Genomic DNA, 14,368 nt, shown 5'->3' on the forward strand with positions numbered 1-14,368 from the left:
AGCCAGTAGGTGGTGCTGCTCCAGGGCAAACAGCAGGTCGTGGCCTACGCCATCCTGCGCCGCCGCCATCCGCGCCCCGCATCGTTGGCCCTGCCGGCCATCGCCGACGAGGTGCCGACCCCGTATCAGGCCAGAGCCAACCGCCCCACCGTGCCGCAGCTCTCAACGGATGGCTGCCCTGTTGGCCGTAGCCATATCGTGAAAGGGCTCCCCCAGTGACCATCGACCAAAACGGCACCATCAGCTGCACCATCACCGGCCGCACCTTCTGGATTGCGCCAGGCAGTTCCACTGACCGCACTAACCCGAGGACAGCCGAACAGCTCAACCCAAGGTACAATCCAGCACTGCACCAGGCATGTGGTTGATCACTACACTAACCATTGTGCCGTAAATACAAAGCTCAACCTTGAGCTTAAATGCTCGACGTTTGGAATCACTATTCCACCATTTATTTCATGCGATTGAATAATACATTACTGGTCTGTTTTTGTGGTTAGTAAATAGTGTTTACTACCGATTGAAATGACCATCTCCTTACCAGACGAGGTAAATTCGAAAGAATAAACATGAAGAGGCTCAATGTTTAAATCAACCTTATCTATTATTACCTTCTTGCAAAAGTCAAAGAATATAACTTGACTTTCCGATGTTGAAACAGCAAATGCCTTTGAGTTTGGTAGAAAACGGACATGATGCATATGATTACAGATTTTTTCATGCTCAAACTCAAAAAATTCTTTTTTATTTATACATTCATTAATCTTAAATGTATAAAGCATCTTATAGGTCTCAGCACACCATAAATTAACCTTACCAGATTCATGGCTAGAAACAATATATTTACCATCATGAGAGAAATCTACACAATATGTGTAAGTGAAGCAGCTGTTATCTTTATTAGCAAACAAGCATTTTTTTTGCTCTACATCAATAATGCCAAACACACTTGCAGAGCCACCAAATGCGAAAATATTTTTATCTTTTTTCGAGAAACAAGATGTCATGATTGTCAATTTTGATGCTGCATACTTCAGTGACTCTGAATCCTTAAACATCAGACTGAGAACTTCTTCACCAAGGTCCATCTCAAAATTCAGACCCCTATTAATGTCTATGAATTTTAACTTGTCAGATGCCCCCCCCAATATTGCGACATCATCGTCATTAATAGAAACTGCAAACAGTGCTTCCTCAAACTTATATGAAATAAATTTATTACTAGTCAGATTAATATATCCAAAGCATCCAGAGTCACTGACAAAAGCAAGAGCGTGGCTATTGGATGCAATTTTTTCAACACTTCTAAAACCTTCATCAGGATGTATTTTTATCGATTTTGAAATCGTTCCACCCTCGCCAAATAAATATATTTCATTCGAATCACCCACTATATAAAAAACACCATCAATGTAAGTTGCCGAGTATGAAACATCAAATTTATTTCTAGTTATTCGCTTTAATTGGTTTGGGATGGAGATGTTATCAAATGTAAATCCACCATCACTTTCTAATAACGAGCTATATTCCCATGGGATCTGGGAAAAATCCGTTAACTTCATAACACTGTCCCTAGTTTTAGAAAAAACATCACTTATTGATAACCCATATTTTTTAATGTTATTAATCAAATGATAAGTATAGATGCTATTATTACCTTTCCCATCCTTGGCAGTATTTCCTGATGATGTAGAGAATGCAATCAATGTATTGTTATTTGCTTTATTTTTTTTTGGAATAGGTGACACTGCACAAACAGGATTATTTCTACATGCATCAACCACTATTAACTTAAAACCTGATTTATTTTTTTCAAAAAAATCATTCTGAATTTTGTCTATTGTCAATGACGATTCCAAGTTAAATGAAACCTTGTAGTCGATTGAAAACAAATAGTTGGTATCTCTATCTTCAATTGCGTGACCGGCGAAGAAAAAAATAATATCATCCCCCTCGCAAACAGTATCAACAAAGTCACTAAAAGCACGAATAAAATCATTCTCACTCAGGTCGCCATAATAAAACACATCAAAACCTTTATATGATAGAATATCTTTTATAGCTTTAGCGTCATTTATAGCATTGCTTAGTTTATCTTTATTATCCTGGTAGGAGTCATTACCAATAACGAATGCTTTTTTCAAATGAACCTCTCAATTTATAAATATATTTATGGCACGTTAGCGCCATTCTTTACTAAAATCGATATCGAAGGACGTTGCCATAGTGAAAGAGCCAAGCTGACAGTAAGTTATAAACCGCCGTACAGAAGTTCGCACATTACTTCACTTCGAGCCGACTAAGATGTCATCAGTTACACCCATAAATAGCTAAAAAAATCAAACCACGTTGATTTTCATTGTATTATCCCATTTACCTAAACTTGGGGATTGGCCGAAAAAACAGCCTCATTGTGATTGGGGAGCCTAGCCCCCCCCCCTACCAATCATACCTACGACTAACGCAGAAATTTTGACACTCATAGAGGCTATACAAGAGCAGTACCCCTCTATTCAGCCATAACTATTTAGCATTAGCAATGCTGCGTCACAAAAAACCATTCTTAAACACTTTCATTACACAACAAATTACGCCCAATCCAATTAACCAATGCAATTCTAATGTATTTATTAAAGTTAATGTAGTCCGCATTTTTTTCTTTAAATGAAAATGAGACCTCACGTTGCAAGTTGATATTGAATTCATCAAATGCAAACTTTCCACTGTGGAAATGGCTTGACCTGACCGTATAAAAATAATCTGACAATTTTTTATCGAAACCTTCGTTGGAATATTTCATCAAAAAATCAGAAAAACTTAATTTTTCAGACTTGGCAAGCGCCTCTATGGCACAAACTTTGTAGGACTCATCCCGAGTAGCAATACCATTACCAGAAGTTAAAGATATATTGTACATTCTGCAACATGCATCGAAAGCTTGTCTCTCATCTTCACCCAATCTAGCAATTCCTATGAAGTATTTTCTAATATCACTCGGTATTTTGATCTCTTCACCTGGATAATGTGGCATATAATCAATAGGTATGTGCATGGGCCTTTCTTTACTTGTTTCTTTATTTTTCTTTATTTTATGCTTAGAAAATAAATCATCAAGAAAATCGTTATTGGAGTACGTATCGTATATCATTGAGTCAAAAAAAACATACCCCCCATCAGGCTTTTCCATGGCAAATTCTAGAGACATTTTCCCAGAACTAAACGAGTTTACATGCTCTGTATCTAACATTGACTTAAGCCCATAATGATTATCCTTAACCATTAATTTTAACTCATAGTCAATATAGCCAGTTCTATATCTATTTATATCAAAACCGCCTTGAGCGTTCTTGGTTGTGAAAATACGAAACTCTGATGTAATCATCTCAAAGCCAACATCTAATAAAACAGACAAATAAGCATTAACATCTAATGTAAAATTATAAGCCAAACTTCTTGCATGTTCTATATTAACAGCATGCACTTCAATATCATACATCACGACTTGTTCCGTAAATGGTTCCTCCTTGCTTGTCCATATATACGGCTTAATCAAAAACTTATACTTGCCATTTATAAGAAATTCACCTCTAATAGGATGTGAATTAAAAATCTTATTATATGTCCTTACCGTATAAAGTTTTAGCTCTTCATTTATTTGACCTCTTAAAACTTGATCCATAAACTCCAAGACAAAATACTTCAAATGAATTTCATTTATATCAATTTCTGACTTTAATACATCAACCTTTATTGACACCATCTCCTTATCCGTAAATTTGAATTCAACATCCAATATAGTCAAACTACCTAACATGTCTTTTTCAACAGAAAATCTGATACATCGCCCTTTAATTTTCGAGTCCTCACTGAGGCTTGAATGTTTAATTTCCTTACAGAACTCCCCCATACAAGATTGAATTCTAGTTAACGTGTCGTGTTTTAACTTATAAATTTTATTGTGTGTATATGTAATCATTTTTACCATAATCCTGCTTTAGTTAAAAATAATATAAAACTTATATTTATTCGTGCATATCCAGCATAAATTATTATTGCGTATATTAATTGAATTTTAATACCTATTCTGCATAATCCATGCGCCGAATATTACTACATACCCTAATGGCTCCGCAACGCATCAATAAGCACTCTAACGAACCCCACTATCATTAATGGGCTACCGCACGGGATTTCAGTTCCTAGCGTGTTGCTTTTACCTGTTTGAAAATAGAACAATCATCAGGCACATTGGCTGCCTTTGGAGTGAGCGGGTTCGAATGGGCAATAGGCAACTATAGTTACACAACTGAACAATACCCCCCCTTCGGGCCTGAAAGGATCTGACAGATAATGAAGGATCGCATAAAGGATCCTGCATCCCGCGCGCGGCCAATGCTGGCGAAGGGTGCCATTCCCCTCCACCTGCCGTTCACCCGCATGATTTTCAACACATAAAGCGCGCAGGCGAGGCGGGGTCCCGATTGCGCGCGCTGGGTGTTGAGGGGCCTTTCGAGGCTCCGCTCAATGCTCGCAGGTGCGCGTGAAGGATCTCGGGAGTGTGATGGACGAAGGGTTGGCCGACGCTGGCCTGTAGCGCGACTGGTACGCTCTGGCAGGATGGGAGCTCAGCCAAAACAAAGCCCCCTGGATAGGGGGCTTTGAATTAAATCATGGAGGAATTTGGAGGAATTCCAATTTGAAGATAGCCAAGGTTTTCAGCTTTGCACTGTCAGATCTGACAGTCGATAAGAAGTGAATCGGATGATCTCCTCCCCTGCCCACTCGTTGAACTGCGCAAAGTTCGCCTTCATGCTGTCGATCTCGTTGACGTCAAACACCTGGGCCGCTTTGGTCACATCCCCAAACCCGCCCGTATTGTTCGGCACCACCCCCATCAGCTGCGGCGGCACCCGGTGGGCCGCCAGCTGGTCATCCCGGCTCACCCCCTTGATAGACAGGAAATCATCCTTGGCCGCAATCTCGGCCACCGGGATCAGCTTCACCGAATCAGCCTTGCCACCCGGGGTGTAGAGCAGCAGGTTACGGAAGTTGCCCGGCCCCTTGCTGTTTTGCAGCGCCGTCTTGAGCGCGGTGATGTCGCCCTCGTTCTGCAGAGCATCGCTGATGTGCAGAATGAACCCCGCATGGCTGCCGTTCTCGTAGTAGCGACGGCGAAACAGGGTGGCCGACTCGTTGAGCAGTGCCGAGTTCAGGCTGGCCACATAGTCGGGGATGCCATAAATCTCCTGGTTAACGTCCGCCTCCATCACATGCCCCACATCACCGGCGGGCAACTCCACCTCATCCCCAGGCCTTGGCACCCACCAGTAGCGGTTAAGGTCGAGAGAGCGGCGGGTGTACTTTGCCGGCATCTGGTCATAGCGCAGCGTGCCACCCAGCCGGTTGCGCACCCGCTGCAGGTGAGCGTTGCCGAAGATCTCGTAATCCATCACCAGCCCGGTGAAGGTGGCCAGGCTCAGTTTGGGATGAGGGATGAAACAGCCGCGCAAGATATTGCGCTTCACCTGGATGGCCGAGGCGTGATGCACCGCTGCCCGATAGACCCGCGCCAGCCCGTGCAGGCTCAGGGGATGCTCATACCAGCGGCCGTTGTGCATCGACTCGAGGTAATCGAACACCTCCCGCTGGGACAACACCGGGATAGCCTCCCCAAACGTAAACGCCTGCACACCGGCAGGCGAGTTGATCTGCTCACTCATCAGTAAATCTCCATAAAGCCGTAATTGGTGCCGGTCTGCCCCTCAAGGGGCTCGTGTAACAGAGCTTGCATGGTTGCCCAGGCAATATCGGCGTGGCTAGTCTCATCAGATCTGCTGGCCTCGAAGGTGGGCAGCTTGCCGCTTTGGGTCACGGCGCGGCGGATGCTCATAAACGCCTGGGCCAAGTCGGTCCAGCCGCTGTCAAACTCCAGCCGCCCCTTGTTCATCACATCTTGCGCCTTCATCACCATCCGCATCTTCACGTTGGGGTTGTACTGGATGGCGGTGACTGCAGGGAAAAACTGCTTCACCAGCTGATAAACCCCCTCCCCGATCCCGGTGGTGTCGATGCCGATATAGGCCACGTTGTAGCGATCGCAGATGGCACGAATGGATTTGGCCTGGGCGTCAAAGTCCATCCCCTGCCAGCGGTGGCGCTCCAACACCCGAAACTTGCCACCCGGCACCAGTGGCGGGGCCAGCACCGCGCAGCCGGCGCTGTCACCTTTACCCCCCTTGGCCGGGTCATAGCCGATCCACACTGCCCGGTTGGCCAGCGGCCGCAAGGTGTGGGGCTTGTAGTCCTCCCACACCAGCCAGCTGTCGACCATGCAGCGCTGCAGCGTCGCCAACGGAAACAGGCTCTCGGTGTCATCTATGAACTCGCACATCAGCAGGTTGCGGTATTCATCCTCGGAATACTCACTGCGCAGCTGATCCAGGTCGAACAGGTTGCAACCGCCGCGCACCGCATCTTCCACCGTGACGATCTGCCGCCATTGCCCATCGGCGCACAACTTGCCGGCAGACAGGTTGGCGTGGCTCAGGTCAATCTCGACCCGGTCGGCCTTGGCCTTACCGCGGTTAAAGTTGGCGCCAGACCAGAATCCATAAGCGGGATGAGAAAGGCTGGAAGGGGTGGAGATGTAGGTCTGGCGCCACTTCTTGTGCATCGCCATACCGGACGCCACCTTGCGGAACTCCAGAAAGCCGTGGATCCAGAAGTACTCATCCATGTAGATGTTGCCGTGGTAGCTCTGGGCGGTGCGGGCGTTGGTACCGAGGAAGTAGAGATGTGCCCCGTTCGGCAGCACTATGGGGTCACCTTTCAGTTCAACCCCCTCCTCCTTGGCGAACTGGATGATGTACTGCTTGAACATATGGGCCTGCGCCTTGCTGGCTGACAGGAAAATCTGGTTGCGCCCGGTCACCAGGGCATCAATGAACGCCTCGAAGGCAAAGAAGTAAGTCGCCCCGATCTGGCGCGACTTGAGCAGGTCGCGGATCCGGTACTCCTGCCCGGCCTGATACCAGACCCGCTGGTAATCGAACATGGTCGACTCAAACCGCTCGATGAGCCGTTCTTGCTGCTCGGGCTCCACCACGTTGCGCTCGGGGGCCTTCTTCGGCCCCTTGTTGCGGTTGGCCACCTTGGGGTTGAGGTCGGCCTCGTTGCCGCCGTTGCTGTACTTGTTGACCCGGGCGATACGCTCAAGCTGGCGACCCAGCAGATCAATCTCCTTGAAGTCGCCGCCGCTCTTGGTCTCCTTCATCACCAACTGGATCATGCGCGCCTCGATGGCGCTATCCACCCGGTCTATCGGTTTGATGTCCTCCCAGCCGTCGCGTTTCTTCCAGGTCGAGACGGTACCCTCCGGCGTTTGCAGCAACTCGGCAATGGCACGCAGCGGGTACCCCTGAAAGAACAGGTACATGGCCTGCCGTCTGGGGTCGAGATGGGGAAAGATGATGGGTGCTGTTGTCATGGCACCAGTCTACCCAGCCGCTACTACCCCAAACGCCCCACTGCCAGTGTGTAGCGCCACCACACACTGGCCCCGGATTGCACGATCCCGCCGCTCACCCAGACCATAACCGCGACATCACTACCCAATTACCAAAGGGATCCCAGCACATGCCTAAGTCCAAATTCTTCCGTGTTGCGGTTGAGGGGGGCACCACCGACGGTCGCGCCATCACCCGCGAATGGATTGAGCAGATGGCCCAGCGCTACAACCAGGCCACCTATGGCGCACGGGTCAATATGGAGCATATCCGGGGCCTCGACCCCAACGGCTTGTTCAAGATGTACGGCGACATCACCGCCGCCAAGACCGAAGAGGTCACCATCGAGGGGGAACAGCGGCTGGCCCTGTTCGTCCAGATTGACCCGACGCCGGAGCTGATCGCGCTGAACAAGAAGCGCCAGAAGGTCTACACCTCCATCGAGATCCACCCCAACCTGAACGAAAAAGGGGCCTACATGATGGGGCTGGCCGTGACAGACAGCCCGGCAAGCCTTGGCACTGAAATGCTGCAGTTCTGCAGCAAAGCCGCGGTCAACCCGCTGGCCGACCGCAAATACCATCCGGAATGCCTGTTTACCGAAGCCCTCGAAACCGTCATCGAGTTTGAAGATGAGCAAGAGAAAGGCCCGGGTCTGCTGGAACGGTTCAGCGCCATTTTCACCAGTCACAAGCAGCAATCGACCGCCGATTTCAGCGAGGTGCATCAGGCCGTGGAAGCCGTCGCCAAAGAGGTGACCAGCCTCGATACCGACCTGCAAACCAAGTTCAACGAACTGACGGCCCGGCAAACGGCGACCGCCAACGCCCTGGCCAACATGACCACCCAGCTCGAGCGCCAGGAAGATTTCAGCCACAAGCGCCAGCCTGCCACCGGTGATGATGGCACCAAGCCAACCAAAACCGATTTTTAAGGGACCCCGATAATGCGCAACGATACCCGTCAGCAATTCGAGCAGTACACCAACCAACTGGCGAGCCTGAATGCCGTCAGCTCGGCCATGGTGCAATTCAGTGTCGAGCCCAGCATCCAGCAAAAGCTGGAAACCAAAATGCAGGAGTCCGTCGACTTCCTCGGCATGATCAACATCGTGCCGGTGGATGAACTCAAAGGGGAAAAGGTCGGCATCGGCATCAATGGCACCATTGCCTCTCGCACCGATACCAGTGGCGGCAAGGCTCGCGTCCCGTTCGACCCGACCGGACTGCAAAACACCAAATACGAGTGCGAAAAGACCAACTACGACACCAGCATCGGTTACGCCAAGCTTGATACCTGGGCCAAGTTCAAAGACTTCCAGATCCGCATTCGCGATGCCATCGTTAAGCGCCAGGGCCTGGACCGCATCATGATCGGCTGGAACGGCAAACTTGCCGCGAAAGATACCGATCGCGTCCAGTTCCCCATGCTGCAAGACGTCAACATCGGCTGGATTGAGCACACCCGCAATGATGCTCCCGCCCAGGTGATGAGCGAAGGGGATGCGGGTACCGGCCATATCTACATCTACCAGCCCAACAGTGAAGCCGACACCAAAGAGGGGGATTACGGCAACCTCGACGCTCTGGTGTTCGATCTGGTCAACAGCAAGATCAAACCCTGGTACCAGGACGACACCGATCTGGTGGTGATCTGCGGTCGCAAGCTGCTGGCCGACAAATACTTCCCCATCCTCAACGAGACCCGGGACAACCAGAACAAGCTGGCCGGTCAGGTACTGGTGAGCCAGAAGCAGATTGGCGGCCTGCTGGCGATCCGCGTCCCCTTCGTCCCGGAAGACACCCTGATCGTCACCCGTCTCGACAACCTCTCCATCTACTGGCAGATCGGCGGCCGCCGTCGCCACCTGGAAGAGCAGCCGAGCCTCGACCGCATCGTCAACTGGGAATCCTCCAACGATGCCTACGTGGTCGAGGATTACGACTGCATCGCCGTCGCAGAAAACATCACGCTGGGCGCCAAACCTGCGCCTGCAGGCGCTTAAGGAGCCACGATGACACCTGCACAACGTCACACCGCCCGCATCATGGCCGCCCTGCAAGGGGCGGCCAATCCCGAGCAGGATCGCGCCGCCGCCAACCAGTACGAACTCCAGCTGATGCAGCTGGCCGAGCACCGCCGCACCCTCAAGGGCATCCAGAGCCTCGAGCGCAAGATTGACGCCAAACGCACCATGCTGGCCACCTACACACCGTGGATTGATGGCCTGCTGGCCGCCGATCGCGGTGGTCAGGATGACGTCATGGTAACCGTGATGCTGTGGCACCTCGACACCGGCGATCTGGCAAGTGCCCTGCCGATGGCTGATTACGTGATCCGCCATGGCCTCAATACCCCGGACCAGTACGAACGCACCGCCCCCACCCTCATCGCCGAAGAGGTAGCCGATACCGCCATCAAGCTGCAAGAGGCGGGCAATGGTCCATCCCTGCCATTACTCAACAGCTACATGAGCATGCTGGCTGACTGCGACATCTTCGACCAGGTACGCGCCAAGTTGCACAAGGCGGTGGGCCGCGCCTGTTATGCCGAAGGGCTCAAGGAGCAAGCGGCAGACCACTACCGCCGCGCCATCGAGCTGCACGACAAGGTGGGCATCAAGCGAGAGCTGGAAGATTTGGTGCGCGAGATCAAAAAGGATAAAGCCGCCGCCGGCCAGCCCGCCAACGAACCGGCACCGCAGCCGGACGCAGAGCCTCAATCCGAATCACAGCCACCCGAACAGCCAGCCCCCGCCCCCGGCGAGGCCAGCTAACCGAGCGAACCCCGCACCCTGGGCGGCTCGGGCCTGACGAATGCCAGCGGCATACCAGACGGCCCGACCACCGCCCAACATGCGGCGCCACCTCAAATCAGGAGCACCATGAGCACCGGATTTTTAGCCACCAACCCGACCCCGGCCGCCACAGAAGAGGGCGACATCACCAGCGCCCCCTTCTGGCCGGCCATCTCGCTCTGCGCGCTGCGCGACACCGTCCGGCTCGATGGCACCATCACCACCGCCCGCCTCACTCATGCCGTGATCGACGCCATCACCAGCGTCAACCGGGATCTGGCCCAGTGGCGCAGCGCCAGAGAAAGTGAAGGTCACGCCACCCTGGCCGCAGTCCCCGCCGAGCCCATCAACGGCGAATCGATATACCTGCACAGCTACCGGCGCGCCGTCTACGCCATGACCCGCGCCAACCTGCTGGAGCGCTACACCGACTACAGCGCCACCGGTGACGGCATCAAAGGGGCCGATGCCAAAGAGATAAGTTCGGATGACCTCTACCGCGATGCCCGCTTTGCCATCCGCGACATCATCGGCACCACCCACACCACGGTGGAGCTCATCTGATGCAACTGCGCAGCCTGCAGGGCGACACCCTCGATCTCATCCTGTTTCGTCACTACGGCTACACCGCAGGCATCACCGAGCAGGTGCTCAACCTCAACCCCGGGCTGGCCGCGCTCGGCCCCATCCTGCCAACCGGCACCCTCATCAACATGCCAGCGGCCCCCACTCAGGCCGAACAGCCGCTGATCCAGCTATGGGACTGACTGTCATGCGACAAAAGAGAACACCGACATGAGCCGCCTCGACGACGAACTCGAACGACTGGCCAACATCAGCGAGCAACAACTGGCTGCCCGCATCCATGCCGCCCGCATTGCGGGCACTGGCCCCCACTACTGCATCGACTGCGACGACCCGATCCCGCAAGAGCGCCGCGAGGCGATCCGGGGCTGCGAGCGCTGCGCCGACTGCCAGACCATCCACGAATTCCAACTCGCCCGCCACTGCGGCAGCAAACGATAGGAGAGCACGATGCCAGAACCGATTTCCTCCAGCGCCGCAACCAGCACCCTCACCGGTCTGGCCTTGCTGTTCACCCTGCCAGGGGTGGATCCCTCCGTGGTGCTCGGCGCACTCACCGGCGCGGTGCTGTTTATCTCGGCCGCCGAAGAGCAGGGGCGCCTGCGCCGGATTGCCCTGTTTGTCGCCTCGTTTATCAGCGGCCTGCTGCTGGCCGGCTTTACCTGCCAACTGCTGGAGGTACTGCTGCCCGACAGCGTCCAGGTCAGCAATGCGATCGGCTCGCTGATCGCCTCCGCCATGATGGTGCGCCTGCTGCAGCTCATCATGCGCAATCAGGATCGGCTACTTGAAGCCTTGTTTAACAAAAGGGGGCAACCATGATCCCGACCACTCCGACCGGTGTGTTTATCTACACCGCCCTTTACGCCCTGGTCTGCGCCGCCATCTTCCTGCAGGTCATGCTGTTTGACCGCAAAGGTGGCGAGTATCGCGCCCTGCCCGCCTGGATGGCGTGGCTGCTCTGCGTGCTGTCAGGCTCCATTCCGCTGCGCTTTCTGTTCGGTGGCATTCCGGTGCCAGATCCGGCCGCCTTCGGGCTCGCCCTCTTCCTGCTGTGCGCCGTGCTCAACACCCGCGGCTCGGTGCACCACCTGCTGCCCCGGGGCAAACCGTCCAGCACCGACCATGCCCGGGATATTTATCGGAGGTACCAGCCATGAGCCTGAAAAAAGGGGATACCGGCACCGCCGTGGCCGACCTGCAACGCCGCCTCACCGCCGCCGGTTATCCGGTGGCTGTCGATGGCTGGTTTGGTGAGGCAACCGAGCAGGCGCTGATCGCCTTCCAGCGGGATTACATGATTGCCGCCATCGGTCAGGCGGGCCCGCGCACCCTGACCGCACTGCTCGGCAGTGAGCGCGGCAACCAGCTGACCATCAACCACATGCAGGCCGGCGCCGATCTGATGGCGGTACCGCTGGCCACCATGGCCACCGTTGCCCAGGTCGAGAGCATCGGTGAAGGCTTCACCCAAGCCATGCGCCCCGTGGTGCTGTTCGAGCGGCATGTGTTCTACAAGCAGCTCACCAAACATCTGGGCAAGGCGGCCGCCGACCAGTTGGCCGCCCATTACCCCAACCTGGTCAACCCCAAGCGCGGCGGCTATGCAGGCGGCGCAGCCGAGTGGGAGCGGCTGCAACTGGCCATCAGCCTGAATAAGGATGCCGCCATTGAGTCGGCCAGCTGGGGCATGTTCCAGATCATGGGCTACCACTGGCAGCCACTGGGCTTTGCCTCTGCCAGCGACTGGCAGGCGGCCATGCAGCGCAGCGAGGTCGAACACCTCACAGCCCTGTGCCGCTTTATCCAGCAAGACCCCGCCATGCACAAGGCACTGCAGGGGCGAAAGTGGGCGGATTTCGCCCGCCGCTACAACGGCCCGGCGTTTAAGGAGAACGAATACGACACCAAGCTGGCCAAGTGGTTTGCGCACTTCACCAAGGTCTATCAGGTGCAGGAGGTGGCCAATGTGGCGTGAGCTGCTGGGCTCGCCCCTCAGCTGGTTGCTGCTTGCGTTGGCTGTCGCCCTTGGTGGCTGGGGCTGGTCAGCCCGCTCGGCGGCCAAGGCCAAAGGGGACGTCACCACCTTGCAAACCAGTCTCAAGGCAGCCGACGAGAAAACCAGAGAGGCCGAGCGGCGCGAGCAGCTTAAAGAGACCGCCATCGCCACCCTCACCCGGGAACTGACCACCCAGGCACAAGCGGCGCAGCAGCTGCAGGGTCAGCTCGACCAGCTGGCGCAGGCTGCTGCTACCCGCGCCGACACCATCAAGAGGCTCAAACGTGAAAATGCCGAACTCAAGGCTTGGGCTGATCGCCCTCTGCCTGATCCTGTTATCAGGCTGCTCCAGCGCCCCGCCCTCACCGGCGCCGCAGATTATCAGGCTCACCTGTCCGGCCCCGAGCCCCTGCCAGCTGCCGCCGGCGGCACCGCGCAATAACGGCGACTTGCTCGACCAGCTGAGCCAGACCGAGGCCGCCTGGGCCAGTTGCGCCGCCAAGGTCGATAGCCTCATCACCTGCCAGACACGACAACAAGGGAGTGAAGATGGAAAAGCCAAAACAGATACGTGAGGTGCTGACCCGCTGCGTGCCACACCTCAAGACCAACCCGGACAAGCTGCACATCTTTATCGCCCCGGGCAATATCGAAAGCACCGGCGCCCGCTCCCTCTCGTTCGAGTGGCAATACCCCCTCACCATCGGCATTGAAGACTTTGCGGGCCACCCGGATCAGATCATGGTGCCGCTGCTGGCCTGGCTGCGCCAACACCAACCCGAGCTGATGACCAACGACGAGTTGCGCAAGGATGGCATCACCTTCGAGGCCGAATACCTCGCCAACGACCTGATGGATCTCATCATCACCGTCAAGCTGACCGAGCGGGTCAAGGTATGGCAGAACGAACAGGGGATAGGCTGGGAACATCTGCCAGAGCCACCGGAAGACCCTTATGACGGCATCACCTGGGAGCTCTTTATCAACGGGGAACCGCAGCCATGGCCACCGACGACCTGAACCGGCTGATCAGCTGGGCCGATGCTTTGCTGGCCAGCATGACACCGGCCGCCCGCCGGCAACTGATGGGGGAAATGGCCCGTAACCTGCGCGCCAGCCAGAGCAAACGGATCAGAGCCAACATCCAGCCGGATGGCAGTCCCATGACCCCGCGCAAGCCGCTCAAAAAGCTGGCGAAAAAACGCGTTGCAACCCGCCGCAAGATGTTTCAGCATCTGGTCAGCCCCCGCTGGCTCAAGGCGACCAACACCGAACATCAAGCCGTGGTCGAATTTGTCGGCTCGGCCAACCGGCTCGCCACCATTCACCAGTACGGCCTCAAAGACCGCATCAAGGGCCGCGAAATCAGTTATCCCGCGCGTGAGCTGCTAGGGATTACTACTGAGGAGGTGGAGCACTTGGAAGAGCTGCTGCTGGTCCATATGACCAAATAGAAGGTTGTCGAGCGAAGCTGCAACCCAT

General features: G+C 54.1%; 18 protein-coding genes. 14 read left to right on the forward strand and 4 right to left on the reverse strand.

Annotation, left to right across the window (positions count from 1 at the left end):
• The first annotated feature begins 9 nt into the window (after positions 1–9).
• Entirely contained in the window at positions 10–219 is a 210-nt protein-coding gene (locus tag AACR14_RS05225) for a hypothetical protein (RefSeq protein WP_019445403.1), read from the forward strand.
• A 257-nt stretch (positions 220–476) separates the two neighbouring features.
• On the opposite strand, the gene AACR14_RS05230 is transcribed toward AACR14_RS05225, so the two are convergent.
• The 4 genes from AACR14_RS05230 to AACR14_RS05245 all read right to left on the reverse strand — a co-directional run bounded on the left by AACR14_RS05230 (position 477) and on the right by AACR14_RS05245 (position 7,486).
• On the reverse strand, positions 477–2,144 hold the full coding sequence (locus AACR14_RS05230) for a caspase family protein (RefSeq protein WP_019445404.1): 1,668 nt from the start codon (positions 2,142–2,144) through the stop codon (positions 477–479).
• 419 nt (positions 2,145–2,563) lie between these two features.
• Complete coding sequence (locus tag AACR14_RS05235; RefSeq protein ID WP_202801608.1) at positions 2,564–3,814, reverse strand: hypothetical protein; 1,251 nt, start codon at positions 3,812–3,814, stop codon at positions 2,564–2,566.
• A gap of 901 nt (positions 3,815–4,715) precedes the next feature.
• Entirely contained in the window at positions 4,716–5,720 is a 1,005-nt protein-coding gene (locus tag AACR14_RS05240; protein ID WP_019445407.1) for a phage portal protein, read from the reverse strand.
• On the reverse strand, positions 5,720–7,486 hold the full coding sequence (locus AACR14_RS05245; RefSeq protein ID WP_019445408.1) for a terminase ATPase subunit family protein: 1,767 nt from the start codon (positions 7,484–7,486) through the stop codon (positions 5,720–5,722). The genes AACR14_RS05240 and AACR14_RS05245 overlap by 1 nt, the downstream gene beginning before the upstream one ends.
• Positions 7,487–7,635: 149 nt before the next feature.
• On the opposite strand from AACR14_RS05245, the gene AACR14_RS05250 reads away from it, so the two are divergent.
• The 13 genes from AACR14_RS05250 to AACR14_RS05310 all read left to right on the forward strand — a co-directional run bounded on the left by AACR14_RS05250 (position 7,636) and on the right by AACR14_RS05310 (position 14,340).
• Positions 7,636–8,439 carry a GPO family capsid scaffolding protein gene (locus AACR14_RS05250; protein WP_019445409.1) on the forward strand — a complete coding sequence of 268 codons (804 nt, stop codon included), beginning with the start codon at positions 7,636–7,638 and terminating at the stop codon, positions 8,437–8,439.
• Positions 8,440–8,451: 12 nt separating this feature from the next.
• Complete coding sequence (locus AACR14_RS05255; protein ID WP_019445410.1) at positions 8,452–9,510, forward strand: phage major capsid protein, P2 family; 1,059 nt, start codon at positions 8,452–8,454, stop codon at positions 9,508–9,510.
• Positions 9,511–9,519: 9 nt separating this feature from the next.
• Positions 9,520–10,281, forward strand: a complete 762-nt coding sequence (gene gpM, locus AACR14_RS05260; RefSeq protein ID WP_019445411.1) for a phage terminase small subunit — start codon at positions 9,520–9,522, stop codon at positions 10,279–10,281.
• Between the two features lie 108 nt (positions 10,282–10,389).
• Complete coding sequence (locus AACR14_RS05265) at positions 10,390–10,866, forward strand: head completion/stabilization protein (protein ID WP_019445412.1); 477 nt, start codon at positions 10,390–10,392, stop codon at positions 10,864–10,866.
• Complete coding sequence (locus tag AACR14_RS05270) at positions 10,866–11,069, forward strand: tail protein X (protein ID WP_005352059.1); 204 nt, start codon at positions 10,866–10,868, stop codon at positions 11,067–11,069. The genes AACR14_RS05265 and AACR14_RS05270 overlap by 1 nt, the downstream gene beginning before the upstream one ends.
• A 28-nt stretch (positions 11,070–11,097) precedes the next feature.
• Positions 11,098–11,328 carry a TraR/DksA C4-type zinc finger protein gene (locus AACR14_RS05275; protein WP_019445413.1) on the forward strand — a complete coding sequence of 77 codons (231 nt, stop codon included), beginning with the start codon at positions 11,098–11,100 and terminating at the stop codon, positions 11,326–11,328.
• 9 nt (positions 11,329–11,337) lie between these two features.
• Complete coding sequence (locus AACR14_RS05280) at positions 11,338–11,709, forward strand: putative holin (protein ID WP_019445414.1); 372 nt, start codon at positions 11,338–11,340, stop codon at positions 11,707–11,709.
• Positions 11,706–12,047, forward strand: coding sequence for a phage holin family protein (locus AACR14_RS05285; protein ID WP_019445415.1), 342 nt, complete (start codon positions 11,706–11,708; stop codon positions 12,045–12,047). Before AACR14_RS05280 ends, AACR14_RS05285 begins: the two co-directional genes overlap by 4 nt.
• The gene (locus AACR14_RS05290; protein WP_019445416.1) at positions 12,044–12,865 is read left to right on the forward strand and encodes an N-acetylmuramidase domain-containing protein; all 822 of its coding nucleotides are present in this window, start codon (positions 12,044–12,046) and stop codon (positions 12,863–12,865) included. The genes AACR14_RS05285 and AACR14_RS05290 overlap by 4 nt, the downstream gene beginning before the upstream one ends.
• The gene (gene lysB / locus AACR14_RS05295) at positions 12,855–13,328 is read left to right on the forward strand and encodes an Rz-like lysis system protein LysB (protein ID WP_026034939.1); all 474 of its coding nucleotides are present in this window, start codon (positions 12,855–12,857) and stop codon (positions 13,326–13,328) included. Before AACR14_RS05290 ends, lysB begins: the two co-directional genes overlap by 11 nt.
• The gene (lysC, locus tag AACR14_RS05300; RefSeq protein ID WP_236285415.1) at positions 13,219–13,461 is read left to right on the forward strand and encodes an Rz1-like lysis system protein LysC; all 243 of its coding nucleotides are present in this window, start codon (positions 13,219–13,221) and stop codon (positions 13,459–13,461) included. Before lysB ends, lysC begins: the two co-directional genes overlap by 110 nt.
• Positions 13,436–13,906 (forward strand): phage tail protein, encoded by a 471-nt coding sequence (locus AACR14_RS05305; protein ID WP_019445418.1) that lies wholly within the window; start codon positions 13,436–13,438, stop codon positions 13,904–13,906. Before lysC ends, AACR14_RS05305 begins: the two co-directional genes overlap by 26 nt.
• Positions 13,888–14,340, forward strand: coding sequence for a phage virion morphogenesis protein (locus tag AACR14_RS05310; RefSeq protein WP_019445419.1), 453 nt, complete (start codon positions 13,888–13,890; stop codon positions 14,338–14,340). The genes AACR14_RS05305 and AACR14_RS05310 overlap by 19 nt, the downstream gene beginning before the upstream one ends.
• The last annotated feature ends 28 nt before the right edge of the window (positions 14,341–14,368 follow it).

Origin of the sequence: Aeromonas sp. 159 (genome assembly GCF_963862045.1) — a bacterium.
Classification (GTDB): domain Bacteria; phylum Pseudomonadota; class Gammaproteobacteria; order Enterobacterales; family Aeromonadaceae; genus Aeromonas; species Aeromonas veronii.